The 24,294-nt window shown below is 61.5% G+C and carries 19 protein-coding genes; 10 read left to right on the forward strand and 9 right to left on the reverse strand.

Annotated elements, in window-relative coordinates; all coding sequences use genetic code 11:
* Position 1 precedes the first annotated feature (1 nt).
* The 6 genes from B5G09_RS02850 to B5G09_RS02875 all read left to right on the forward strand — a co-directional run bounded on the left by B5G09_RS02850 (position 2) and on the right by B5G09_RS02875 (position 9,062).
* Positions 2 to 3,187, forward strand: a complete 3,186-nt coding sequence (locus tag B5G09_RS02850) for an efflux RND transporter permease subunit (protein ID WP_087403964.1) — start codon at positions 2 to 4, stop codon at positions 3,185 to 3,187.
* Between the two features lie 3 nt (positions 3,188 to 3,190).
* Positions 3,191 to 4,564: a TolC family protein gene (locus B5G09_RS02855; protein ID WP_087403965.1), complete on the forward strand. Its 1,374-nt coding sequence runs from the start codon at positions 3,191 to 3,193 to the stop codon at positions 4,562 to 4,564.
* Positions 4,564 to 5,145 carry a TetR/AcrR family transcriptional regulator gene (locus tag B5G09_RS02860; protein ID WP_087309279.1) on the forward strand — a complete coding sequence of 194 codons (582 nt, stop codon included), beginning with the start codon at positions 4,564 to 4,566 and terminating at the stop codon, positions 5,143 to 5,145. The genes B5G09_RS02855 and B5G09_RS02860 overlap by 1 nt, the downstream gene beginning before the upstream one ends.
* A 342-nt stretch (positions 5,146 to 5,487) precedes the next feature.
* Positions 5,488 to 6,774, forward strand: a complete 1,287-nt coding sequence (locus B5G09_RS02865; RefSeq protein WP_087403966.1) for an aminotransferase class I/II-fold pyridoxal phosphate-dependent enzyme — start codon at positions 5,488 to 5,490, stop codon at positions 6,772 to 6,774.
* Between the two features lie 22 nt (positions 6,775 to 6,796).
* Complete coding sequence (gene metX / locus B5G09_RS02870) at positions 6,797 to 7,813, forward strand: homoserine O-acetyltransferase (protein ID WP_087403967.1); 1,017 nt, start codon at positions 6,797 to 6,799, stop codon at positions 7,811 to 7,813.
* 40 nt (positions 7,814 to 7,853) lie between these two features.
* Positions 7,854 to 9,062 (forward strand): homoserine dehydrogenase, encoded by a 1,209-nt coding sequence (locus B5G09_RS02875; protein WP_087403968.1) that lies wholly within the window; start codon positions 7,854 to 7,856, stop codon positions 9,060 to 9,062.
* Positions 9,063 to 9,182: 120 nt separating this feature from the next.
* On the opposite strand, the gene B5G09_RS02880 is transcribed toward B5G09_RS02875, so the two are convergent.
* Together B5G09_RS02880 and B5G09_RS02885 are read right to left on the reverse strand one after the other, a co-directional pair.
* Complete coding sequence (locus B5G09_RS02880; protein ID WP_087403969.1) at positions 9,183 to 10,385, reverse strand: MFS transporter; 1,203 nt, start codon at positions 10,383 to 10,385, stop codon at positions 9,183 to 9,185.
* 199 nt (positions 10,386 to 10,584) lie between these two features.
* Positions 10,585 to 12,009, reverse strand: coding sequence for a hypothetical protein (locus B5G09_RS02885; RefSeq protein ID WP_087404084.1), 1,425 nt, complete (start codon positions 12,007 to 12,009; stop codon positions 10,585 to 10,587).
* A gap of 148 nt (positions 12,010 to 12,157) precedes the next feature.
* Here B5G09_RS02885 and B5G09_RS02890 point away from each other — a divergent pair, with 148 nt between their 5' ends.
* Positions 12,158 to 12,943, forward strand: a complete 786-nt coding sequence (locus B5G09_RS02890) for a CDGSH iron-sulfur domain-containing protein (protein WP_087403970.1) — start codon at positions 12,158 to 12,160, stop codon at positions 12,941 to 12,943.
* Between the two features lie 76 nt (positions 12,944 to 13,019).
* Here B5G09_RS02890 and B5G09_RS02895 read toward each other — a convergent pair whose 3' ends face one another.
* From B5G09_RS02895 to mtaB, 7 genes are all read right to left on the reverse strand, one after another.
* Positions 13,020 to 13,841 carry an alpha/beta hydrolase family protein gene (locus B5G09_RS02895; RefSeq protein WP_206384404.1) on the reverse strand — a complete coding sequence of 274 codons (822 nt, stop codon included), beginning with the start codon at positions 13,839 to 13,841 and terminating at the stop codon, positions 13,020 to 13,022.
* Positions 13,842 to 13,917: 76 nt separating this feature from the next.
* The gene (gene floA / locus B5G09_RS02900) at positions 13,918 to 14,889 is read right to left on the reverse strand and encodes a flotillin-like protein FloA (RefSeq protein WP_087403971.1); all 972 of its coding nucleotides are present in this window, start codon (positions 14,887 to 14,889) and stop codon (positions 13,918 to 13,920) included.
* A 12-nt stretch (positions 14,890 to 14,901) separates the two neighbouring features.
* Complete coding sequence (locus B5G09_RS02905) at positions 14,902 to 15,372, reverse strand: NfeD family protein (protein ID WP_087403972.1); 471 nt, start codon at positions 15,370 to 15,372, stop codon at positions 14,902 to 14,904.
* Positions 15,373 to 15,418: 46 nt separating this feature from the next.
* Positions 15,419 to 16,966: an SPOR domain-containing protein gene (locus tag B5G09_RS02910; RefSeq protein WP_087404087.1), complete on the reverse strand. Its 1,548-nt coding sequence runs from the start codon at positions 16,964 to 16,966 to the stop codon at positions 15,419 to 15,421.
* Between the two features lie 8 nt (positions 16,967 to 16,974).
* A complete protein-coding gene (locus tag B5G09_RS02915; RefSeq protein WP_241147549.1) occupies positions 16,975 to 18,420 on the reverse strand; it encodes a TrkH family potassium uptake protein in 1,446 nt (481 codons plus the stop codon).
* 6 nt (positions 18,421 to 18,426) lie between these two features.
* On the reverse strand, positions 18,427 to 19,239 hold the full coding sequence (locus B5G09_RS02920) for a hypothetical protein (protein ID WP_087403973.1): 813 nt from the start codon (positions 19,237 to 19,239) through the stop codon (positions 18,427 to 18,429).
* Between the two features lie 92 nt (positions 19,240 to 19,331).
* Positions 19,332 to 20,642: a tRNA (N(6)-L-threonylcarbamoyladenosine(37)-C(2))-methylthiotransferase MtaB gene (gene mtaB / locus B5G09_RS02925; RefSeq protein WP_087309269.1), complete on the reverse strand. Its 1,311-nt coding sequence runs from the start codon at positions 20,640 to 20,642 to the stop codon at positions 19,332 to 19,334.
* Between the two features lie 97 nt (positions 20,643 to 20,739).
* Between mtaB and B5G09_RS02930 the strand changes: the two genes are divergently transcribed.
* Genes B5G09_RS02930 through B5G09_RS02940 form a run of 3 tightly spaced genes read left to right on the forward strand, consistent with a single transcriptional unit; the run spans position 20,740 to position 24,293 of the window.
* On the forward strand, positions 20,740 to 21,585 hold the full coding sequence (locus B5G09_RS02930; protein WP_087309268.1) for a metal ABC transporter permease: 846 nt from the start codon (positions 20,740 to 20,742) through the stop codon (positions 21,583 to 21,585).
* Entirely contained in the window at positions 21,569 to 23,077 is a 1,509-nt protein-coding gene (locus B5G09_RS02935; protein WP_087403974.1) for an LptF/LptG family permease, read from the forward strand. Before B5G09_RS02930 ends, B5G09_RS02935 begins: the two co-directional genes overlap by 17 nt.
* Positions 23,070 to 24,293: a bifunctional 3,4-dihydroxy-2-butanone-4-phosphate synthase/GTP cyclohydrolase II gene (locus tag B5G09_RS02940; protein WP_087309266.1), complete on the forward strand. Its 1,224-nt coding sequence runs from the start codon at positions 23,070 to 23,072 to the stop codon at positions 24,291 to 24,293. The genes B5G09_RS02935 and B5G09_RS02940 overlap by 8 nt, the downstream gene beginning before the upstream one ends.
* Position 24,294: the final 1 nt, after the last annotated feature.

Consider the following 24,294-nt stretch of genomic DNA (forward strand, 5'->3'; position numbering starts at 1 on the left):
CATGACACTCAGACATTTCATTGAACGACCCGTACTGGCGTCGGTCATCTCCATTGTCATCGTGATTGCGGGCATCATCGGCCTTGCAACACTGCCTATCGAGCAATACCCCGACATCGCGCCCCCGACGGTCATGGTACGTGCCTCCTATCCGGGAGCCAGTGCCGAGACCATTCAGAAATCGGTGGTCGTGCCCCTCGAGGAGGCCATCAACGGCGTCGAGAACATGACCTACATCACCTCGAGCGCCGCAGCCGGAAGCGCCTCGATCTCGATCTACTTCCGCCAGGGAACCGACCCCGACATGGCGGCCGTGAACGTACAGAACAAGGTATCGACCGCCACCGGACAGCTGCCTTCCGAGGTAACGCAGATCGGTGTGACCACCATGAAGCGTCAGACCTCCATGGTGAAGATCTTCTCGCTCTACAGCCCCGACGACAGCTACGACGAAACGTTCCTGTCGAACTACCTGAAGATCAATATCGAGCCCCGAATCCTGCGTGTCCAGGGCGTCGGCGAAGCCTTCACGCTGGGCGCCGACTACTCGATGCGTGTCTGGCTCAAGCCCGACGTCATGGCCCAGTACAAGCTCATCCCGTCGGACGTAACGGCGGCACTGGCCGAGCAGAACATCGAATCGGCTACCGGTACGCTGGGTGAGAACTCCGACAATACGTTCCAGTATACGATGAAGTATCGCGGACGTATGCAGACCCCCGAAGAGTTCGGGCAGGTGGTCATCCGCTCGGATGCCGACGGCAACGTCCTGCGTCTGAAGGATATCGCCGACATCGAACTCGGCCGTGAATCCTACGCCTTCAAGGGCTACACGAACGGACACCCGGGCGTCAGCGCCATGGTCTTCCAGACCGCCGGCTCGAACGCCACTCAGGTCGTCAACGACGTCAACGCGCTGCTCGACGAAATCTCGCAGGAGTTGCCCAAAGGCATCGCCATCGCCCACCTGCAGAGCGTCAACGACTTCCTCTACGCCTCGATGAAGGAGGTGGTCAAGACCCTCTTCGAGGCCATTCTGCTCGTAATCCTCGTCGTATACGTCTTCCTGCAGGATATCCGTTCGACGCTCATCCCGACGGTCTCGATCATCGTGGCCCTGGTCGGTACGTTCGCCTTCCTGTCGGTGGCCGGATTCTCGATCAACCTGCTGACGCTCTTCGCCCTGGTACTTGCGATCGGTACGGTGGTCGATGATGCCATCATCGTCGTCGAGGCCGTTCAGGCGCGCTTCGACGCCGGATACAAGTCCTCCTACATGGCCACGATCGACGCCATGTCGGGTATCACGTCGGCCATCGTTACCTCGACGCTCGTCTTCATGGCCGTGTTCATCCCCGTGGCGATGATGGGCGGTACGTCGGGTGTCTTCTACACGCAGTTCGGTATCACGATGGCCGTGTCCGTGGGTCTGTCGGCCGTCAACGCCCTGACCCTCTCGCCGGCCCTCTGCGCCCTGATCCTGAGACCCTATATGGATGAGAACGGCGAGATGCGCGACAACTTCGCAGCCCGCTTCCGCAAGGCCTTCAACACCGCCTTCGGCGCCCTGGTGGCCAAGTACAAGCACGGCGTGATGCTCTTCATCAAGCACAAGTGGCTCATGTGGTCGACGCTCGGCCTGGCCTTGGTGGCACTGATCGTGCTGATGGACTCCACCAAGACGGGTCTGGTGCCCGACGAGGACCAGGGTACCATCATGGTCAACGTCACCACCGCCCCGGGTTCGACCCTCTCCGAAACCAACAAGGTCATGGAGGAGATCGCCGGACGCGTCCGGAGCATCCCGCAGATCAAGGACTTCATGCAGACGGCCGGTTACGGCATGATCGCCGGTCAGGGTACGTCGTACGGTATGTGTATCATCAAGCTGAAGGACTGGGACGAGCGTCCCGATAAGGAGGATGCCGTCAATGCGGTCATCAACCAGATCTACGCCCGCACGGCCGACATCAAGGATGCCCAGCTCTTCGCCGTGGCTCCGCCCATGATCTCGGGTTACGGTACGTCGACCGGTTTCTCGATGAACCTTCAAGACAAGACGGGCGGTGATCTGACCGATTTCTACAACATCTACCTGCAGTTCATCGCCGCGCTGAACCAGCGCCCCGAAATCGCCCGTGCCTACTCGACCTTCAACATCAACTTCCCGCAGTACATGGTCGACATCGACGCCGCCAAGGCCAAACGCGCCGGCGTATCGCCCTCGACCATCCTCTCGACCCTCTCGGGATACTACGGAGGACAGTACGTCTCGAACATCAACCGATTCTCGAAGATGTACTACGTGACGATCCAGGCCGACCCGAAATACCGGCTCGACACCGAATCGCTGAACAACGTCTTCGTCCGTACCGAAAGCGGCGAGATGGCTCCGCTGAGTCAGTTCGTCAACCTGACGCGTGTCTACAGTTCGGAGGTGCTCAACCGCTTCAACATGTACAACTCGATCGCCGTGAACGGTATGGCCGCCGACGGTTACTCGTCGGGTGACGCCATCAAGGCCATCCAGGAGGTTGCCGCCCAGGTACTGCCCCGAGGCTACGGCTACGAGTTCGACGGCATCACGCGTGAGGAGGCCCAGACGGGCAGCAACACGATCATCATCTTCTGTATCTGCATCCTGCTGATCTACCTGCTCCTGAGCGCCCTGTACGAGAGCTTCCTGCTGCCGTTCGCCGTCATTCTGGCCGTACCGTGCGGACTGATGGGTTCGTTCCTGCTGGCCAAGATCATGGGACTCGAAAACAACATCTACCTCCAGACGGGTATCATCATGCTGATCGGTCTGTTGTCGAAGACCGCCATCCTGATCACGGAGTACGCCGCCGACCGCCGCCGTGCGGGCATGAGCCTCACGCAGGCCGCCGTCTCGGCCGCCAAGGTCCGTCTGCGTCCTATCCTGATGACCGTGCTGACCTGCGTCTTCGGTATGATCCCGCTGGTACTGTCGCACGGCGTAGGTGCCAACGGCAACTCGACGCTGGGTTCGGGTGTCGTCGGAGGTATGATCGTCGGAACGCTGGCCCTGCTGTTCCTCGTGCCGTCGCTGTTCATCGTCTTCGAGACGCTTCAGGAGAAGATCAAACCCCTCGAACTGGATCCCGATCCGCAGTGGGCCGTACGCGCCGAAGTAGAAGAGGTTAAAAACGAGAAAGAGGAGGAGTAAACCATGAGAAAAGCCATCATCATACTGGCTGCAGCGGCCATGACCGGCTGCGGCATCTACAAGCCCTACACCCGTCCCGAGGTGATGACCGACGGACTGTACGGCACGGCCGAGACCAACGACTCGACCACGCTGGGCGACATCAACTGGCAGGAGATGTTCACCGATCCGCAGCTGCAGACGCTCATCACGCGGGCTCTGGAGAACAACACCGACCTGCAATCGGCCGGATGGCGCGTCAAGGAGGCCGAAGCCACGCTCAAATCGGCGCGGCTGGCCTACCTGCCGTCGTTCAACTTCGCCCCCCAGGGTTCGCTGAGCAGCTTCGACGGCGCCACGCCGACGAAAACCTACACGATTCCCGTGACGGCCAGCTGGCAGATCGACATCTTCAACGGTCTGACCAACGCCAAACGCAAGGCCAAGGCACTCTACCTGCAGAGCCAGGAGTATGAGCAGGCCGTCAAGACGCAGCTCATCGCCAGCGTGGCCAACCTCTACTACACGCTGCTGATGCTCGACAGCCAGTACACGGTGACCGAAGAGACGGCCGCCAAATGGCGTCAGAGCGTCGAGATGATGCGCGCCATGAAGGATGCGGGTCTGACCAACGAGGCCGGCGTGGCCCAGTACGAGGCCAACACGCTCTCGATCGAGGCGTCGCTGCACGATCTGGCCTACCAGCGCACGCAGACCGAAAACAGCCTCTGCTCGCTGCTGGGCGAGGCCCCGCATCCGATCGAGCGCGGTCTTCTGGAGGCACAGCAGATGCCCGCCACGCTGGCCGTGGGCGTGCCCCTGCAGATGCTCTCGAACCGTCCCGACATCCGTCAGGCCGAATACTCGCTCATGCAGTCCTACTACGCTACGGCCAGTGCACGGTCGGCGCTCTATCCGTCGATCACGCTGAGCGGTACGCTCGGCTGGACGAACAACAACGGCATCATTGTCGATCCGGGCAAGCTGATCTGGACGGCCGCCGCATCGCTGCTGCAGCCGATCTTCAACGCCAACGCCAACCGCGCCCAGGTGAAGATCGCCAAAGCCCAGCAGGAGGAGTCGCGTCTGGCATTCCAGCAGGCGCTGCTCAATGCCGGAGCCGAGGTCAACAACGCACTGGTGCAGTGCCAGTCGGCCCGCGCCAAGACCGATCTGCGCATCGCCCAGATCGAGGCGCTCGAGCGTGCCGTCGAGGCTACCGAACTGCTCATGCAGCACGGCACGACGACCTACCTCGAGGTATTGACCGCCCAACAGTCGCTGCTCTCGGCCCAGCTGTCGCAGATCACCGATCAGTTCGACGAGATCCAGGGCATCGTGAGCCTCTATCAGGCTCTCGGCGGCGGACGTGACCTTACAAGCCAGGAGGAAAAGTAATGAAACGGGGAGCGACCAAGGAAGAGATCATCCGCACGACGCAGGAGTTCATCTCCCGCAACGGCATCCGTGCCGTGCGGGTCGATGAGATTGCACAGACGCTGGGCATCTCGAAACGCACGCTCTACGAAATGTTCACCGACAAGAACGATCTGATCGGCGCCTGTCTGGACGCCATGCGCAACGAACAGCAGCAGCAGATCGTTGCCTGTCGCAAACGCCGGGGAGGAAATCCCCTGCAGAAGGCCCTCCGGTTGATGAACCAGTACATCGAGAACCTCTACAAGGTGGATCACAGCTTTCTGTCGGACCTGCGCCGCAAGGTGGTCTTCGCCGAGCACTACGACGAACACCGCGAATTCTGGCACAAGGAGCTCTCACTGCTGCTCGACTCCTGTCGCAAACAGGAGTTGCTGCTGCCCGAGATCGACGCTGCGGCCTTTACCGAACAGTTGATGGGCTCGCTGCTCGACCTGCGGCTGAACGGCACCTCGCGTGAAGAGTTGAGCCTCTTCTGCCGCACGATACTGCGCGGTGCAGCTACCCGTCAGGGAATCGAGCTGATCGACCGCCGGGCGTGAAAATCCCATACCCGGCCCGGGCCGGCCGAAAGCCCGGCCACGGAAACCCGCGAAAAGCCCCGCACGAAAAATGCGGGGCTTTTCTTGTGTCGGGTTGCATTTATTAAAATCTTTTTCTATATTTGCACCAACAACACGATCCGGAAAGCGGCATGAAGGCACAAACCACATATCGCGTATATACGCAGAAAGTCGTCGACACCTCCTCGACGACGATGATGGTCATGTGCATGTGCAGCCGAGCAAGCCGGGTGTAACCTTTTCGTGTGCAGAAACGATATGATCCGGCTTTGAAGAAAGTCGGATTTTTTTGTAAAACCGCTATATCAAACGTCAATTGAAATGGATACGCGAAAGTACCGATTCGAGACCCGGCAGATCCATGCCGGACTCAACCCCGACGAACCGACCGGTTCGCGCGGAATAGCCATCTGGCCCACGGCAGCCTACCGTTTCCGTAGCTGCGACCATGCGGCGCGGCTCTTCGAACTGAGCGAAGCCGGGAATATCTACACCCGGCTGCAGAACCCCACGACGGCAGCCTTCGAGGAGCGCATCGCCGCCCTGTACGGAGCCGTCGGGGCGCTGGCCGTCTCGTCGGGCATGTCGGCCATTCTGGTCACGGTGCTCTCGCTGGCCGGCGAGGGCGACAACATCGTCACCTCGCCGTTCCTCTACGGCGGCACCTACAACCAGTTCCGCATCACGCTGCGCCGGCTGGGCATCGACTGCCGCATCGCTCCGAGCGAGGATCCCGCGTCGTTCGAGGCGCTGATCGACGATCGCACGAAGGCCCTCTACGTCGAGAGCATGGGCAATCCGACCTGTGCCGTGCCGGATCTGGAGGCGCTGGGCAAACTGGCGCGGCGGCGCGACGTGCCGCTGGTGGTCGACAATACGTTCGGCGCGGCGGGCTACCTATGCAACCCCTTCGAGTGGGGGGCCAACATCGTCGTCGACTCGGCCACGAAGTGGATCAACGGCCACGGGACGTCGATGGGCGGCGTGATCGTCGACGGCGGCAACTACAACTGGGCCAACGGCAAGTTCCCGCAGATTGACGGACCTTCGGAAGGCTACCACGGGCTGAATCTCCACGAGGCGTTCGGTGCGGCGGCCTTCATCGTCAAGTGCCGCGTCGACGGCTTGCGCGACATGGGGTGCTGCCCCTCGCCGTTCGATTCGTACCTGATGCTGATCGGTCTGGAGACCCTCTCGCTGCGCGTGCGTCAGGAGGTCGAATCGACGCGCCGGCTGGCCGAATTCTGCCGCCTCCACCCGAAGGTGCGCACGGTCAGCTACGTGGGTTTCGACACCCATCCGAGCCACGACAACGCCCGCAAATACTACCGGTTCGGGTCGTCGGCGGTCTTCACCATCGAGCTGCAGGGAACGCTGGAGAGCACCGTGCGCTTCGTCGAGTCGCTCCGCCTGGCAGCCAACATGACGATGATCGGCGACTCGATCACCGTAGTGACCCATCCCGCCTCAACGACCCACAAGCAGTTGAGCGAGGCCGATCTGGCGGCCGCCGGCGTCACGCCGACGATGCTGCGCATCTCGGTCGGACTCGAAAATGTCGAGGATCTGATCGAGGACTTCGAGCAGGCCTTCACCCACGTCGAATAACCGCACGCCGAAACGCCTCACGATGGAACCGACGATCTATCGGGCCCCCGGGCCCTTCCGACTCGAATCGGGCGCTGTGCTGCCCGAACTGCGCATCGCCTACCACACCTACGGCCGGCTGAATGCCGCACGCGACAACGTCGCATGGGTCTGCCATGCGCTGACGGCCAATTCGGAGGTGGCCGACTGGTGGCCTCACACGGTGGAGCAGGGGCGTTTTCTCGACCCGGACCGTTACTTTGTGGTCTGTGCCAACATCCTCGGCTCGCACTACGGCACGACCGGGCCGCTGCACGTGAATCCGGCGACGGGCCGTCCCTGGTACGGCAGCTTTCCGCACGTCACGATCCGCGACATGGTGCGGGCCCACCGCCTGCTGGCCGACGCACTCGGCATCGGACGGATTGCACTGCTGGTGGGGAGTTCGGTCGGGGGATTCCAGGCCGTGGAGTGGGCCGTCGGGGAGCCGGAACGGATCGAGCGGCTGGTGCTGATCGCCACCGATGCCAAGGCCTCGCCCTGGAACATCGCCATCAACGAGACGCAGCGCATGGCCCTCGAGGCCGACGCAACCTACGGCCAGGAGCGCCCCGATGCCGGCATGAAGGGGCTGGCCACGGCCCGGGCCCTGGGACTGCTGAGCTACCGCGGCCCCGAAGGCTACAACCTCACGCAGCAGGACCGCGAGGAGTCGCCCGAAAGCCACCGCGCCTGTACCTATCAGCAATACCAGGGCGAGAAGCTCTGCCGGCGCTACAACGCCTATTCGTACCACGTGATCCTCGATGCCTTCGACACGCACGACGTCGGATACGCACGGGGCGGGGTAGAGGCGGCCCTCGGGCGGATCCGGGCCCGGACGCTCATCGTCGGGATCACGACCGACATCATCTTCACCCCGGCCGAGATGCGGCGCCTGCAACGCCGGATCCCCGGAAGCCGTTACGGAGAGATCGACTCGCCGTTCGGTCACGACGGCTTTCTGGTCGAATACGAACAACTCAACGCGCTGCTGCGCCCCTTCGAGGCGGAGCCGTGATACAACCTCTCTGATCAACAAACAAAAAACAAATACGGCTATGACGAAAATCAAAATCGGACTGTTCGGATTCGGCGTCGTCGGACAGGGCATCTACGAAGTGGTGCGCAAATCGAAGAACGCCCACGCCGAGATCGTGAAGATCTGCGTGCGCGACCCGCAGAAACCCCGCAAGATCGAAGTCGATCCGGAGCTCTTCACCTCGTCGGTGGACGACATTCTGGACAACCAGAACGTGAATCTGGTCGTCGAGGTGATCAACGATGCCGAGGCGGCCTACCGGATTGTCAAACGGGCCATGCTGCGCGGCATTCCGGTCGTTTCGGGCAGCAAGACGATGCTGGCCCACCACCTTCCGGAACTGATCGAGATTCAGAAGACGCGCGGCGTGGCGCTGCTCTACGATGCCTCGTCGTGCGGTTCGATCCCCGTAATCCGCAACCTCGAGGAGTATTACGACAACGACCTGCTGCTCGAGGTGAAGGGCATTCTGAACGGTTCGTCGAACTACATCCTCTCGCGGGTCTTCGACCACCGCGACTCCTACGCCCATGCGCTGGCTCAGGCCCAGGCGCTGGGGTTTGCCGAGAGTGACCCGTCGTTCGACATCGAGGGCTACGACTCGCTCTTCAAACTGGTCATCATCACGGTCCACGCCCTGGGAACGTACGTCGCCCCGGAGCGGATCTTCACCTACGGCATCTCGACGATCCACGACTCGGATATCCGCTACGCCCGCGAAAAGAACGTCAAGATCAAACTGGTGGCACAGGTCGTCAAGGTGAGCGACGAGCACTTCACGATGTTCGTCATGCCGGAGTTCGTCACCCCGTCGAAGTACATCTACAGCGTCGACGACGAGTACAACGGCGTGGTGATCCGCGGCGAGTGCTACGACCGCCAGTTCATGTTCGGCAAGGGGGCCGGAAGCCTTCCGACAGCCTCGTCGATCCTGAGCGACATCATGGCCCGGCAGCACAACTACCGCTACGAGTACAAGAAGATGAACTACATCGAGAAGCCCGAATACACGACCGACATCCAGCTGAAGATCTACGCCCGCTACCGCGAAACCGACGTCCGGCAGATCCTCCGCTTCACGAAGATCCACGAGCAGTTCATCAGCGAGGAGAGCAACTACGTCATCGGCGACATCCTGCTGAGCGAATTGATCGCCAAACGCCCGCAGCTCTCGGGCAAGGATGTCTTCCTGGCCAACATTCCGATCTTCTTCCTCAACCGCGACTGATCAAGAGAGGGGGGGGGCAGGAAGAGCAGAGAGAAAGAGAGAGCAGAGAGAACAGAGAGAACAGAGGCAGAAAATTGGCATCCCGGATCTCTCTTTTTCGGGTCGCCACCCCCGGGAGCATCAGTCGCGGTAGTACTCCTCGCCCAATCCGAGGGTAAAGTCCGCACGGCGCATCCACGTCACGGCGGCCATGACCGCCACCAGCACGGCATTGAACAGGAAGGGGAACCGTTCGCCGTGCGTGTGGAAGAGATCGCGGAAGAGATCCACGACGAAGGGGCAGATCATCACCGCCAGGTAGTTCATCGCCATGACGCACGAGAGGGCCAGCGTAGCCGATCGCGGCGGAGCGATCGTAGCGGCCTTGTCATAGATGACGGGCTGCATGATGCCGTAGCCGTAACCGGCCAGCAGCGCCCCGACGACGAGCATCGCTTCGCTGCGGAAGAGCCCCAGACACAGCAGTCCGGCAGCCACCGAGAGCAGCGCGACGAAATTGACCCACGATCGGAGCCGCCGGATGATGCGGTCGACAAAGAGTCCCGGCAGCATGATGGCCAGAAAGAACAATGCGATCAGCACCCCGGAGAAGGAGCTGCGGATGCGGTAATCGTCGATCAGGAACGATGCGTAGTAGACGATGGCCAGCACGGCATAGGTGATGAAGAAGTAGAAGAGCATCAGGCCGACAAGTTTCCGCCAATCGATGCGTTTGTTGCGCAGCTGGATGCTCCGGGCGGGTTCGGGCTCGGGAGGACGGCGCCGCAGAAAGAACGACAGGACCAGCGAGAGCCCCGGCAGCGTATAGACCAGAAAGGGGAGGTGCCAGTCGACATTGGCCAGATAACCCGTCACCACGGTGGCTACGACGAGCGTCAGGTTGTTGATCGCCGAGCTGTAACCCAGCTGCCGCACACGCCGGTCGCCCGTGAAGTACTCGACGCCAAGCCCCGTGGAAAGGGGGATGACCATCCCGGCGCCGATGCCGAGGATGCAGCTGGCGACAATCAGACTGACGATGCTGCGCAGGAAGAGGCAGGCCACGCCGCTCAGAAAGAAGATCGACAGTCCGACGGCGAGAATCCGCTGTTTGTCGCGACCTTCGGAGAGTTTGCCCGACAGCAGCACGAAGGGGATGATCAGCAGCGACGGCAACGACGTCAGCATCTGGATCTCCAGATCGGTCACTTTCGGGAATACCTTGTTCAGATCGCCCAAAATGGGCGAGATGGCCAGTCCGGGCAGCGAAGCGATGGCCGACACGGACCAGATGGCCAGCAGCACGACGAGCGGAATGGACCCTTTCCCTGTTTTGATTTCCATGTGCAAAGATTTTCGAGAATCCTTGCAAGTGTCGTACCGAAATTCCGGGTCGACGCCGGAATTCCCCTGACCGATTGCACAACCGCTCCTCCGCCTCTGCGTCGGAAAAAAAGAGGCCGGTCCCCTCAAACGGGAACCGGCTCTATTGAGGGTCTGGCTGCCGGGGTATCCGCACCTGCGAGCCCCTCTGCGGCCGAAACTACTCCTTCACGCAGCGGACCGGGAGTCCACCGGCACGCCGCAGGGCGTAGGGGGCCTCAACGGCCTCCGCACTGCCGTAGTGGAAATAGACGGCTGCGGAGAGATTCTCCGCCGTCGACGCATCGGCCGTCCAGTAGAGGCCGATCCAGGGCTGGGCCTCGTCGGCACGCGTACTCTTCGGATCGGCATCCGTGAAATAGAAGTTCTGGAACTTGCCGTCGCGATAGGTGCGCTGTCCGGCCCCCATGAAGAGCGACGAAACGCCGTCTTTGGCCAGCATCACGCTGTATTTCGTATTGGCCCACTCCAGCGAGGCGGCCTCGGGCGTCAGTCCCGCAAAGGCAGCCGCCGGAGCTACGCGCCAGCCGGCCGGACAGGGATCATAGAGGCTCTTGGCCGTGCCGGGAGCCGTCCACAGCGCGGCGTCGTGGCTCCACAGCCAGTCGTACTCCGACGCCTCGACCCCCTTCAGGAAGAGCTGCGGATTAAGCCGTGCGTAATCCACCGTTCCGTTCGAGGAACTCGTCTCCACCGGAGTCGCCGAAAGGCTTACATTGCTGCCGTTATACATCGTGGCGGCCGTACCGCTGGCAAAGTTGTAGGTCGACGGACCGATGAAGGGATCCTTGCGGCCCCACTGGTAATAGAGTCCGTACGAAGAGCGGATATCGTCCGTCGATTCATTGCCCGAAGCCAGCGCTCCGAGGTTGCGGTCCATCATCGTGTACCCGTTGAAAAGCCGCTGGCCGGCTGCCGCCGAGGGATCGTACGCGGTCACCCAGATGTGCCAGCTCCAGAGCAGCGCTCCGGAGGCATCATAGGCACCGATCACGGCATTGCCCGACTTGATCGTCGTTTCGTCATTGCTGTCGGCACCGACGTAGAACGAGGCCTTGCCGTTGTCGAGCGTCACATACTGGATCAGACTCGAAGCGCTCTGCCACACCACGCCCACCGAGACCGTTGCCAGCGAAGCGTCGTCGGGACGGTGCATGACGTCAAGCAGGTAGTTCGTCTCCTTCTGGGAGACGATGTAGCTGTTGGCCCGCTGCGCCGAGAGATCCTGCCGGGCAACCACCCCGACGAAGATCGAAGCGCTGCCGGCGGCACCGTCGCGGCCCGAACCGCTCAGCGTCACCGTACCGGTTTTGACATCCTCCTCGTCGAAGGTCGACGGCGGAGTAACCGTAACGGTCATGGCCGCGCTGTTGACGACGACATTGTCCCACCCGGTCGGTTTGCTCGAGATGGAGAAGGTATCGAGGTTCGAGGCCGTAAAGTGGACCGTCACGGGCTCGGTATCCCCCTCGGAGAAGAAGATGGCGGGTTCGTCGAACGCAAGCGACCCGGTCACATCGTCCTTGCCGCACGAGATGAAGAGGGCGGCGGCCAGCACACAACACCACCCGGCGAATCTTTTCATATTCATCGTGTATTTACTGAATTTCAATTCCAAAAACCGTTGCAAAGATACCAAAAAGCGGGACAAATTCCACACGACAGCGGCGATTTTTGCATCCGGAACAATTATTGCCGCCGAAGGACTAACGAATTCCAAAAGCATATAGTATATGTCGACACCGAAAATTGAAACCGGAAGCCGTCAGGCCGACGACTGTTACTCGATCACCGTGAGCGAGAAGGGCCCCTATCTGGTCTACGGCCGACCGCCGCTGGCCACGCAGTTCATCATGCTCAATGCCGAATACGAAAGCTGGTACTTTCTGCCGGGGCGTCATTTTCCGACCGCTTCGGAACCCACGGCCCTGTGCCGCTGCGGAGCCTCGAAGCACAAGCCCTATTGCGACGGAAGCCATACGTCAGCCCGCTGGGACCCGACACTCACGGCCCGCGACGAACCGCTGCTGGCCCATTCGGAGGAGATCCGCGGCGAGACCCTCGCCATGAGCGACAATGCGCAATACTGTGTCTTCGCGCGCTTCTGCCACGCCTCGGGAGATGCCTGGGCGCTGACCGAACGGTCCGGCGATCCGACCTCGCGCCGCCTGGCTATCCGGGCCGCCTCGATGTGTCCCGGCGGACGATTGATGGCCTGGGACCGCGATTCGGGACGTCCCTACGAGTTTCGTTTCGAACCGAGTCTGGGGCTGATCGAGGATCCGGCCATCGGCTCCAGCGGCGGGCTGTGGGTGCGGGGCGGCATTCCACTGCGCCGCCAGACGGGGCAAACCTACGAGATCCGCAACCGCATGGTGCTGTGCCGCTGCGGCCAGTCGGCCAACAAGCCCTACTGCGACGGCACCCACGCCTCCATCAAGTGGCAGGATCACCTCGATGCGGCACCGGAGGAGGCGTCCGAACCGCTCACCGAACGGGAGGCCGTTCCCGTTCCGTAGCCCGTATGCAGCGCACCTTGACGGCCGAAAGCGGGGCCGTCCGGATTTCAGTGCTCCCCGGGATCCGTTCCGGGGATCACTTTTTCAGCGCCCGGGGATCGAAGTAACGGTAGAAGAAGAGCATCTGCGAGGGGAGCGAAATGGCCCAATAGGCCGCATTGTGCGCCCCGGGCCGCACCTGAAAGTCGTGACCGATGCCCAGATCGAGGAGCTTCTTGTGCAGATTCAGATTCACCTCATAGAAGAAATCCTCGTACCCGCAATCGAAGATCAGGGCCAGATCGCCGTTTTTCAGGCTGTCGACCTGTTCGATCACCGTGTGGTCGCGCCAGCGTTCGGGGAACTTCTTCTCTTCGCCCAGCTGCCGCTTCATCTCCCACGAATCGGGGAAGGGGCGGATATCCACACCTCCCGAGGTGGAACCCGCCGCACCGAACCGGTCCCGATGGTGCAGTGCAATCCACCATGCGCCGTGGCCACCCATGCTCAATCCCGTGATGGCCCGTTTTTCACGCACGGGCAAGGTCGGATAGCGGGCATCCATCCAGTCGACCAGCTCCTGCGCGACGAAGGTCTCGAACTGCGAGCGGGGATCGAGCGGACTGTCCCAGTACCAGCTGTTTTCGCCGTCGGGGCAGACCAGAATCATACCGAAACCGTCGGCCAGACGCGGCAGGTCGGTGATTCCGAGCCACGAGAGGTGCGATCCGCCGTAACCGTGCAGCAGATAGAGCGTCGGGAGGCGATGCCCCTCGCCGGCCGCATCGGGAAGGACCACCACGGTCGGAATTTCACGTTGCATTTTGGTGCTGAAGACCGCCACGGTATCAATCCGCGCAGCCTCGGCGGCCACCCCGATCAGAAGGGCTGCCGCCAGAAAAAGAATTCGCTTCATCATTGTGTTTGCTGTTCGGGTTCCGAATTCAAAAAAGGGGCGCCGCAGCGCCCCGATACCATTCCGTCAACAAAGCCGTCTATTTCTTCTCCGGCCGGGCGATGGTCTCACGCATCTGCGTATCGGCCATCATGTTCTTCATGCGGTAATAGTCCATGATTCCGAGGTTTCCGTTGCGAAACGCCTCGGCCATGGCCAGCGGCACCTCGGCTTCGGCCAGAATCACCTTCGCACGGGCCTCCTGGGCCTTGGCACGGTTCTCCTGCTCCAGAGCCACGGCCATGGCACGCCGCTCCTCGGCCTTGGCCTGGGCGATGTTCTTGTCGGCCTGGGCCTGGTCCATCTGCAGCTGGGCGCCGATATTCTTGCCCACGTCGATGTCGGCGATGTCGATCGAGAGGATTTCGAAGGCCGTACCGGCATCGAGCCCCTTCTCGAGCACCACGCGCGAGATCGAATCGGGATTTTCGAGGACAATCTTGTGCGTGGCGGCCGAACCGATCGACGAGACAATGCCTTCGCCCACACGCGCCAGCACGGTCTCCTCACCGGCACCGCCGACCAGCTGTTTGATGTTCGCACGCACCGTGACGCGGGCCTTGGCGATGAGCTGAATGCCGTCCTTGGCCACGGCGGCCACCGGCGGCGTGTTGATCACCTTCGGATTGACCGACATCTGCACCGCCTCGAAGACGTCGCGTCCCGCCAGATCGATGGCCGTGGCCATCTTGAAGTCGAGCAGGATGTTGGCCTTCTGGGCCGAGACCAGTGCATGGACGACGTTCGTGACATTGCCGCCGGCCAGATAGTGGGCCTCCAGCTCGTTGGGGTTGAGCGCCAGACCGGCCTTCGTGCTCTCGATCATCGACGAGACGATGATCGAAGGGGGTACCTTGCGCCAGCGCATCAGCACCAGTTGCAGCAGACTGATCCGCACGCCCGACACCAGTGCCGAGAACCACAGTCCCACGGGAATAAAATAGAAGATGAGCCAGATGGCAAAGAGGCTCACGACGACGATCAAGGCGATCAGTCCAAGCTGAAGATTCATACGTTACGTGTTTTATGGGAGGGGTTTGACAATGACGCTGAAATTCTCGAAGCCCACGACCTCGACCTCGCGCTGCGGATCGACGTAGGCTCCGGTGGATTTGGCCTCGTAGGTGCGGCCGCCGATCTCGACCTTGCCCATCGGCGAGAGGCGCGAGAGGGTGCGCCCGCGGTCACCGACCTGCAATTCGTCGGCCGGCAGCACGGGCATGCTCGACGAGCGGATCTCCTGCCGCAGCGAGAAGCGCTGCCACGTCCGGGCGCGCAGCGATACGACGACCACCAGAAGCGACAACAGCAGAACAACCGCGATGACCACCACGCCGCCCGTCGTACCGTAATCCCTGAATGCCAGATAGATCGAGCTTCCGTAGCAGACCAGCGACAGGATGGCGCCGATCGAGACTCCGGGCAGCAGCACCAGTTCGGCCAGCAGGAATAGCAGGCCAAAGAAGACGAGCAGAATGATGTAGAAGAGTTCCATAAAGCGCTTCGAGGGATTTTATGGAGTTAAAGATAGCAAAAAATTCTCACGGATTGGGCATCTCGACCACTTTAATTTCGAGTGCGGGGTCCAACTGACGGACGGCATCGGCCAGACGATCGGCCACGGCGCGGTCGTTGAACCCGCCGACGACGAACAGCTGCTGACCCACGCGCGAGAGTTCGTGCCCGGCGGCCGTCTCGGCGATGGCCTGCTTGACGGCATCCGAGAGGGCCTCCGTTCCGGTGATCTCGACCCGGTAGGCGAGGTTCTGCGCCTCGGGGTCGCGCGAGAGGTTCCGCTCCGCGCCGTCGGTCCAGACCACGATCTCCGGACGCACGAAACCGTGCTCCTTCAACACCTTCTGGGCCGCCTGCGCCTCCTCCAGCGTGGCGAAACCGCCCGTATAGTAGCACCACTTGCCGTCGTCGTTGATCAGATAGAACAGCGGATAGGCCCCGCGGAAGGTCGCGGCGGCGCGCTTCGTATTGAACGTTCCGAGCAGGATGCGGTAGATCGTGCCGTTGGCGTAGACCTTGCACTCGGGGATCGGGTTCTTGTACGTGTATTTGGGCGTCGACGAGAAGGCCACGCTGTCGTAGTCCAGGAAGTAGCGTTCGGCCACGGCGATGCGCGGCAGCCGTTCGTCCGCCTGCGCCAGCACGGAGGCCACCCCCCGCAGCGAATCCCGGGCCGCATCGAGCGACAGGACACCGGCCACTGCCGTCTCGTAGTCGGTCAACACCCGTTTGCGCAGCAGATAGTCCGTCACGGCCGTCGATTCGGTCGAATCGCTCAGCTCCGAGAGCCGGCGGGCCGCCCGCGAAAGAGCCTTCTCCTCGCGCGAGAGGATCTCCTCCTGGCCCAGTTCATCGAGCAGATAACCGTAGGCGTAGTTCTTGTTGTCGAAGATGTAGTTCCACACCTCGGAGAGCGAATCCGACAAGACGCGGTTCACCCCCTGCAGGGTCCTCAGCCGTCCGTAGATCTCCATGGCCTCCTGTTCGGTCTGCACCGCGGCGTAGGTTTCGGCCAGATCGCGGAGCGTGGCGTAGTTGGCCATGAAACGGTCGACATACTCCCGGGCGCGAGGTTCGAGCTGCTGGGAGCGGCGCAGCGCCGTGTAATCGGCCTCGGCCAGATGTTCGCGGAAGTAGAGGTTGTCAACCAGATTGCGCACCTTCAGCGAATCGGGCACCGTCACGGCCGGATTCTCCGCGGCGGTGTTCGCCGACGGCACACCGCCATTCAGATTGGCCAGCACCCACTCCTGTTCGATCGTATTGATGCGGTCGATCAGCCGGCCCTTCGCATTGCGGATCTCGAAGATCCGGCTTTCGAGCTGCAGGATCTGCTGCGAATACTCCTGGCGGCGTGCCGGATCCTCGCGCAGCTGACGCCTCAATTGCGCCACGGCATTCACGATCGAATCCTCGCGCTGCTGCAACCGGGCATCCTCGCCCAGCAGCGACATGTACTCGGCATTGTTCTCCAGACCGGCAATGCGGGCCTCGACGGCGGGCTGCTGTGCCAGCAGTACCCCCGATGAGAGCAGCAGCGCCGCAAACATATAGGTAAAAGTCTTGCGAAACATACTTCGGATCATCTCCACCATTTAATCAAAAAGATCTGTATAAGACCGAAAATCTCCAGACGCCCCAGCAGCATCAGCAGCGTATTCGAAACCTTGAAGGCCGAGGGCAGCGCCGACCAGTTGTCCATCGACCCGACCTCGCCGAATCCCGGTCCCACGTTGCCCATCGAAGCGACCGACCCGGTGAAACTGGTCGTCAGGTCGATGCCGAACAAGGCCCCCACAACCGTCCCCAACAGCAAAAACATCAGATAGGCCACGATGTAGATCATCACGGAGTGCAGCACCTCGTTGTCCTGAATGACGCCGTCCAGCCGGATGCGGATCACGGCGTTGGGATGCTGCTGGAGTTTCAGGCGCGCGCTCATCATCTTTCCGGCCAGGACCATGCGGTTGACCTTGATGCCGCCGGCCGTGGAGCCCGCACAGGCGCAGACGATCGACCCGAAGATCAGGATGATGACCGCAAACGGCGTCCAGGTGTTCGAATCGGCCGTGGCAAACCCCGAGGTGGAGACCACCGAGACGAACTGGAACATGCCGTGGCGGAACGAGGCCGAGAGCGTGGGGTAGACATCCGCTGCATAGAGGCTGATGGCGATGAGCAGCCCCCCGACGAACAGCATCCCGAGATACCAGCGCGTGACCTCCGAGCGGAAGATGTTGTTGCGTTTCCCGGTGACCGTGGCGTAGATCAGCCCGAAATGGATACCGGCCGCAGCCATCGTAAAGATCAGAATCGTATCGATGGCCGGACTGTTGAAGTAGGCGACGCTGGCATTCTTGGTCGAGAAGCCGCTCGTGGCGCAGGCCGACATGGCGTGGCACAGGGCGTCGAACCAGTTCATCCCGGCCATCTTGAGCAGCACGGTCGACACGACGGTCAGCCCGACGTAGACCACCAGCAGGATCTGGAGGATGATCTGCGAACGGTAGCGGTAGTTGTCGCGGGCCATCGACGAGAGCTCCACGTTGGAGAGCATCATCTTGCTGCGGCCCATCGAGGGGAGGACGACCAGGGCGAACATCACCACGCCCATACCGCCGATCCACGTGGTCGAGAAGCGCCAGAACTGCAGTCCGCGGGGCAGTGCCTCGACGTCGTTCAGAACGGTCGAGCCGGTGGTCGTCAACCCCGAAACACTCTCGAACCAGGCGTTGACCAACGTGAACTCCCCGCCCCAGATCAGGTAGGGGAACATCGACACCACGCAGGCCACCAGCCAGGCTCCGACGACGATGCAGAACCCCTCCTTGTTGGTGATCTGCGTGCAGGGGCCGACAAAGATCAGCGGGAAGGCCCCCAGCAGGGCCGTCAGCAGCGAGGAGAGCAGCAGGGGATAGAAGGCCGAGTCCACGCCGCTCACATAGGAGATTCCCGCCGAGAGCAGCATGAACATCGCGATGAACAGCATCACGACACCGATATATCGCAGTACCACTTCGACACGCATCGCGGATCAGGCTTTGGGTTGTTTCGACTGGTTGATGAGCGTTTCGATGCGCTCCTTGAGTTCGAGGACCTCGTCCTTCAGGTCGCCCTTGACGTTGAACGGGATGCGGAATGAGAGCCAGTCGCCCAGACTCCTGTTCATGCGTTCGATGGGCGTGACGCAGTAGAGCAACATGAAATAGAAGAGCATCAGCACGATGGCGATCATCACCGCCACGGAGATCAGCACCGGAGTCACGGCCCGGTAGGCATTCTTCTTCATCTGCTCGGCACGCGGCGCCAGCGAGCTCTGCGTCGAGGTCATGTAGTTCTTGATGGCATCGGTCAGCCGGCCGTAGAGGGCCTCGTACTCCTCGTTGTACCACTTGATACCCAGCGAATCGGGGCGGTTTGCGGCGGAAGCCGGGCTATGTACGGCCGCCAGGGAGTCCCTCTGTCGCAAATCGCCGAAGGCCAGGTAGTTGTCCGTGACGATACGCATCTCGGTGGTGGCGAAGGCCAGCGAATCGAGGAACGTCTTGTCGAGGGCTTCGTTCTGGGCCACGAGCAGCGTATTCTCCAGCCGGTCCATGCAGGCGCGGCAGACGCTGTCGCGCGACCGGTCGCCGAAGACCGACAGGCGGATCAGGGCCATGTTCTGTTCGTGGGCGGCATCGAGCATCTCCTTGGCCAGCTCGATGTTGCGGGCATTGGCCTTGAGGATTTCGCCCGTATCGCGGCTCAGATGGCCCAGTTCGAGCAACGAGACCATCCCGGAAAAAAACAGCAGGCAGACGATGCTCAGAAAACCAACCGTCACCCGTTTACGCAAACCGGTCATAACTTTAACAGGATCTTAACTTTCCGGCAAAGATACGAAAAGTCGGGCGCAAAAGCCAATCTCACGGGAGATTTTTGCCCCGGGCCCGCCATCTACGCCTCTGCGGGGTCGAGAATCCGTCCTTCGAGATCGTGCGCGGCATCCATCTCGCCGAGGGCCACGCGGCAGATCGTATTGACGCGCGAACGGTCGTAGGGGGCCTTCACGCGGCGGTAGTTGCCCGTGAAGCCGAACATCATGCCGCCGCGGCGCGTGCTTTCGAAGAGCACCTCGTCCTCGGTACCGACGGCCCGGGCGCAGAATTCGCCGTGGAGCCGGTTGCAGAGCTCCTCGAGTTCGGCCACACGGCGCGTGGCCACCGACGGCTGCACCTTGCCGGGCAGATCGACGGCCGGCGTGCCGGGACGCTCCGAGAAGGGGAAGATGTGCAGAAAGGCGGGCTTCAGATCGGCCAGGAAGTCGTACGTCGTGCGGAAATCGGCCTCCGTCTCGCCGGGAAAGCCGACGATGACGTCGATGCCGATGAAGGCGTCGGGCATCACGCGCCGCACCGAGGCGATGCGGTCGGCAAAGCGTGCCGAGGTGTAGCGGCGGCGCATCAGCCCCAGAATGCGGTCCGAACCGCTCTGCAGCGGAATGTGGAAGTGGTGCATCATCTTGGGATTGTGAGCGCAGAAGTCGATGATCTCATCGGTCAGCAGGTTGGGCTCGATCGAGGAGATGCGGAAACGGTCGATCCCCTCGACCTCAACCAGCGCCCGCAGCAGGTCGATGAAGCGTTCGCCCGTCGTACGGCCGAAATCACCCGTATTGACCCCCGTGAGGACGATCTCGCGCTGACCGCCGGCGGCAATCCGCCGCGCCTCCTCGACCAGATCGGCGATGGGCATGTTGCGGCTCGCGCCGCGGGCGTAGTGGATCGTACAGTAGGAGCAGCAGTAGTCGCAGCCGTCCTGCACCTTGAGGAAGGCCCGCGTGCGATCGCCGCTCGAGAAGGCCGCAAAGAACGACGTCAGCGAATCGGTATCGCAGCTGTAGACCTGTGCACGGCCCTTGCCCGACAGTTCAACCACCCGTTTATATAAATCCCCCTTATCATTGTTGCTCAACACGATATCAACACCTTCTATATCGGCGATTTCCTGCGGTTTCAACTGGGCGTAGCACCCCGTTACGGCGATGATCGCATCGGGGTTGCGGCGGTGGAGCTTGCGGATCAGATTGCGGCACTTCTTGTCGGCATGCTCGGTCACCGAACAGCTGTTGATCACGCAGATGTCCGCCTCGGCCGTCGGCGCCACACGCACGAAGCCCCCCTGCTCGAACTCCCGCGCCAGGGTCGATGTCTCCGAAAAGTTGAGCTTGCAGCCCAACGTATGAAAATTGACTCTTCGAGGTTGCATGAATTCCTTTTTTACGGCACGAAATTACGAAATCCCTCCGAAAGAAGGAGGCTTTTCCGATAAAAAAGCGTAAATTTGCACGCTATATAAACCAAAAATGGAGTTTTTCAGCGACGTCTTCCAATACGGCTACCTCTCGAACGCACTCGCGGCCTGCATCCTCTCGGGCATAACGTGCGGACTGATCGGTACATACGTCGTCTGCCGCCGCATGGTCTTCCTGGCCGGAGGCATCACCCATGCCTCGTTCGGCGGTCTGGGCATCGCCTTCTGGGCCGGCACGAACCCCATCGTCGGCGCCTGGATCTTCGCCGTACTCTCGGCCCTGGGCATCGAGTGGGCCGGCTCGCGCGGCCGCATCCGCGAAGACTCCGCCATCGGCATCATCTGGTCCATCGGCATGGCCGTCGGCGCCCTGTTCATGAGCCTGCGTCCCGGATACACGTCGGGCGACCTGGCCGCCTACCTCTTCGGCAGCATCATCACCGTCACCGATACCGACGTCCGGGCCCTGGCCCTGCTCACGGCCCTGATCCTGATCGGGGCCCTGCTGTGGCTGCGCCCCGTGATGTACGTCGCCTTCGACCGCGACTTCGCCCGCTCGCGCAACATCCCCACCCGTGTGATCTCCTACGTCATGGCCGCCCTGGTGGCCACGGCCATCGTCCTCTCGATCCGCATCATGGGAATCGTCCTGCTCATCTCGCTGCTCACGATGCCCGTGGTGATCGTCAACACCCTGGCCCGCTCGTACCGGACGATCGCCCTCACGGCCCCGATCGTCGCCGTCGCCGGGAACGTCGCCGGCCTGATTCTCAGCTACCACCTCGAGGTCCCGCCCGGCGCCGCCATAATATTTGTGCTCACCGTGGCACTCGTTTCGGTAAAACTCGTATCTTTGTCGCAGAAAAAACCGCTTCACGCGCATGAAGACCATTCATAAACTCGTCCTGAAAGCCTATCTGGGCCCCATGGTCCTCACGTTCTTCATCGTCATGTTCGTGCTGATGATGAACTTCGTGTGGCGATACATCGACGAGTTGGTCGGAAAGGGCCTCAGCGCCGGAATCATCATCGAACTGATGTCCTACGCCATGGCCAACATGATCCCCATGGGGCTGCCCCTCTCGATGCTGCTGGCCGCCATCATGACCATGGGAAACCTGGGCGAAAACTACGAACTGCTGGCCATGAAGTCGGCCGGCATGTCGCTCGTCCGGATCACCCAGCCGCTGATCATCGTCGTGGGAATCGTCGCCGTGGGCAGCTTCTTCATCTCGAACAACCTGGTGCCGTACTCCAACAAGAAGATGTTCAGCATCATCTACGACATCCGCCAGCAGAAGCAGAGCCTCGAATTCCAGGACGGACTCTTCTTCAACGGCATCGACAACATGTCGATCCGCGTCGGACACCAGGACCCCGAGACCCATCTGCTGACCGACGTGCTGATCTACGACAACCGCGCCTCGAACGGAAACATGAACACCATCGTCGCCGATTCGGGCTACATCCGCCTGTCGGACGACAAGAAGTACCTGCTCGTGACGCTCTTCCACGGCCAGACCTACGAGCAGACCCGCAACAGCCAGTGGTTCACCAAGAGCGTCCTGCGCCACCATACGTTCGACTTGCAGAAGCAGGTCATCCCGATGGACGGCTTCGCCATGGGACGCTCCGACGCCGACATGTTCTCCAACGCCCAGACCAAGAACATCCACGAACTGCAGCACGACATCGATTCGCTCGAAATCCGCGTCAACGACGCCACGACAACCTCCTACGAACCGCTGCTCAAGGAGCAGATCTTCGTGCGCGACAATACGGTGCTGCCCGTAGCCGACAGCCTGAAGATCGACAAGAGCTATTTCCGCGACCTGCTGGCCACGGATTCTCTGCCCGGGCTCCCGACCCGCGAGAAGGAGAAGGTCTGGGACCAGGCCCGCACGCTGGCCAAGAACTCCCGCAACATGTTCGCCTTCGACGAATCGACGGCCAAGGAGGCCCTCAACCAGTTGTACCGCTCGAAAATCGAGTGGCACCGCAAAATCTCGCTCCCGGTGTCGATCCTGATCTTCTTCCTGATCGGCGCACCGCTCGGAGCCATCATCCGACGCGGCGGTCTGGGACTTCCGGTGGTCGTGTCGGTGATCTTCTTCGTGATCTACTACGTCATCAGCCTCACGGGCGAGAAGATGGCCAAGGAGGGTACGTGGGATGCCATCTACGGCATGTGGATCTCCACGTTCATCCTCACACCCATCGCCGTCTACCTCACCTACAAGGCCACGAATGACTCCGCACTGCTCGACACCGACTGGTATGCCGGCAAGATCAAGGCCATGAAGGATCGCGTGGAGGGTTGGCTGGGACCGAGATTCGGAAAATGGAAAAATCGGATAAAAATCAAAAAACGCAATAAACGCAATGGCTAAAGAGACGATACTGAACAGTGTGGAGGAGGTCATCGAGGACTTCCGCAACGGCAAAATCGTCATCGTTGTCGATGACGAGGACCGCGAAAACGAGGGTGACTTCATCATCGCCGCGGAGAAAATCACCCCCGAAATCGTCAACTTCATGCTCAAGGAGGGTCGCGGCGTCCTCTGCGCCCCGCTCTCCGAGAAGCGCTGCGAGGAGCTGGGCCTCAACATGATGGAGGAGAACAACACCTCGCTGCTGGGAACGCCCTTCACCGTGACGGTCGACCTGCTGGGCCACGACTGCACCACGGGGGTTTCGATCCACGACCGCGCCGCCACGATCCGTGCGCTGGCCGACCCCTCGACCAAACCCACCGACCTGGGACGCCCGGGACACATCAACCCGCTGCGCGCCCGTGAAAAGGGCGTCCTGCGCCGTCCGGGCCACACCGAGGCGGCGGTCGACCTGGCCCGTCTGGCCGGGCTGCAGCCCGCCGGTGCGCTGATCGAGATCATGAACGAGGACGGCACGATGGCCCGCATGCCCCAGTTGCAGGAGAAGGCCCGAAAGTTCGGACTGAAGATCATCTCGATCGCCTCGCTGATCGCCTACCGGTTGAAGCAGGAGTCGATCATCGAAAAGGGGGTTACCGTACCGCTGCCTACCGAATGGGGCGATTTCAAAATCACGCCCTTCCGCCAGAAATCCAACGGACTGGAACACGTCGCCCTGACCAAGGGTGAATGGACGGAGGACGAACCCGTGCTGGTGCGCGTCCACTCGTCGTGCGCCACGGGCGACATCTTCGGATCGTACCGCTGCGACTGCGGCGAGCAGTTGCACCGCGCCATGCAGATGATCGAGAAGGAGGGCAAGGGTGCCGTCATCTACCTCAACCAGGAGGGACGCGGCATCGGACTCTGCAACAAGATCCACGCCTACAAACTCCAGGACGAGGGATTCGATACGGTCGACGCCAACCTCAAGCTCGGCTTCAAGGCCGATGAGCGCGACTACGGCGTCGGTGCCAGCATCATCCGCGAACTGGGCATCCGCCACATGCGGCTGATGACCAACAATCCGCTCAAACGCGCCGGGCTGGAGGGCTACGGACTCTGCATCGACGAGATCGTCCCGATCGTCATCGCCCCGAACCCCTACAACGAACACTATCTCGAAACCAAGCAGGAGCGCATGCACCATACGCTGGGGCTGAAAAAGGAGTAGT

Origin of the sequence: Alistipes sp. An54 (genome assembly GCF_002159375.1) — a bacterium.
In the GTDB taxonomy this organism is placed as follows: domain Bacteria; phylum Bacteroidota; class Bacteroidia; order Bacteroidales; family Rikenellaceae; genus Alistipes; species Alistipes megaguti.

Excerpts from the sequence above, each read along its gene's own strand:
- B5G09_RS02850 (WP_087403964.1), top strand. The coding sequence starts at position 2 with ATGACACTCAGACATTTCATTGAACGACCCGTACTGGCGTCGGTCATC.
- B5G09_RS02855 (WP_087403965.1), top strand. The coding sequence starts at position 3,191 with ATGAGAAAAGCCATCATCATACTGGCTGCAGCGGCCATGACCGGCTGC.
- B5G09_RS02860 (WP_087309279.1), top strand. The coding sequence starts at position 4,564 with ATGAAACGGGGAGCGACCAAGGAAGAGATCATCCGCACGACGCAGGAG.
- B5G09_RS02865 (WP_087403966.1), top strand. The coding sequence starts at position 5,488 with ATGGATACGCGAAAGTACCGATTCGAGACCCGGCAGATCCATGCCGGA.
- metX (WP_087403967.1), top strand. The coding sequence starts at position 6,797 with ATGGAACCGACGATCTATCGGGCCCCCGGGCCCTTCCGACTCGAATCG.
- B5G09_RS02875 (WP_087403968.1), top strand. The coding sequence starts at position 7,854 with ATGACGAAAATCAAAATCGGACTGTTCGGATTCGGCGTCGTCGGACAG.
- B5G09_RS02880 (WP_087403969.1), bottom strand. The coding sequence starts at position 10,385 with ATGGAAATCAAAACAGGGAAAGGGTCCATTCCGCTCGTCGTGCTGCTG.
- B5G09_RS02885 (WP_087404084.1), bottom strand. The coding sequence starts at position 12,009 with ATGAAAAGATTCGCCGGGTGGTGTTGTGTGCTGGCCGCCGCCCTCTTC.
- B5G09_RS02890 (WP_087403970.1), top strand. The coding sequence starts at position 12,158 with ATGTCGACACCGAAAATTGAAACCGGAAGCCGTCAGGCCGACGACTGT.
- B5G09_RS02895 (WP_206384404.1), bottom strand. The coding sequence starts at position 13,841 with ATGATGAAGCGAATTCTTTTTCTGGCGGCAGCCCTTCTGATCGGGGTG.
- floA (WP_087403971.1), bottom strand. The coding sequence starts at position 14,889 with ATGAATCTTCAGCTTGGACTGATCGCCTTGATCGTCGTCGTGAGCCTC.
- B5G09_RS02905 (WP_087403972.1), bottom strand. The coding sequence starts at position 15,372 with ATGGAACTCTTCTACATCATTCTGCTCGTCTTCTTTGGCCTGCTATTC.
- B5G09_RS02910 (WP_087404087.1), bottom strand. The coding sequence starts at position 16,966 with ATGTTTCGCAAGACTTTTACCTATATGTTTGCGGCGCTGCTGCTCTCA.
- B5G09_RS02915 (WP_241147549.1), bottom strand. The coding sequence starts at position 18,420 with ATGCGTGTCGAAGTGGTACTGCGATATATCGGTGTCGTGATGCTGTTC.
- B5G09_RS02920 (WP_087403973.1), bottom strand. The coding sequence starts at position 19,239 with ATGACCGGTTTGCGTAAACGGGTGACGGTTGGTTTTCTGAGCATCGTC.
- mtaB (WP_087309269.1), bottom strand. The coding sequence starts at position 20,642 with ATGCAACCTCGAAGAGTCAATTTTCATACGTTGGGCTGCAAGCTCAAC.
- B5G09_RS02930 (WP_087309268.1), top strand. The coding sequence starts at position 20,740 with ATGGAGTTTTTCAGCGACGTCTTCCAATACGGCTACCTCTCGAACGCA.
- B5G09_RS02935 (WP_087403974.1), top strand. The coding sequence starts at position 21,569 with ATGAAGACCATTCATAAACTCGTCCTGAAAGCCTATCTGGGCCCCATG.
- B5G09_RS02940 (WP_087309266.1), top strand. The coding sequence starts at position 23,070 with ATGGCTAAAGAGACGATACTGAACAGTGTGGAGGAGGTCATCGAGGAC.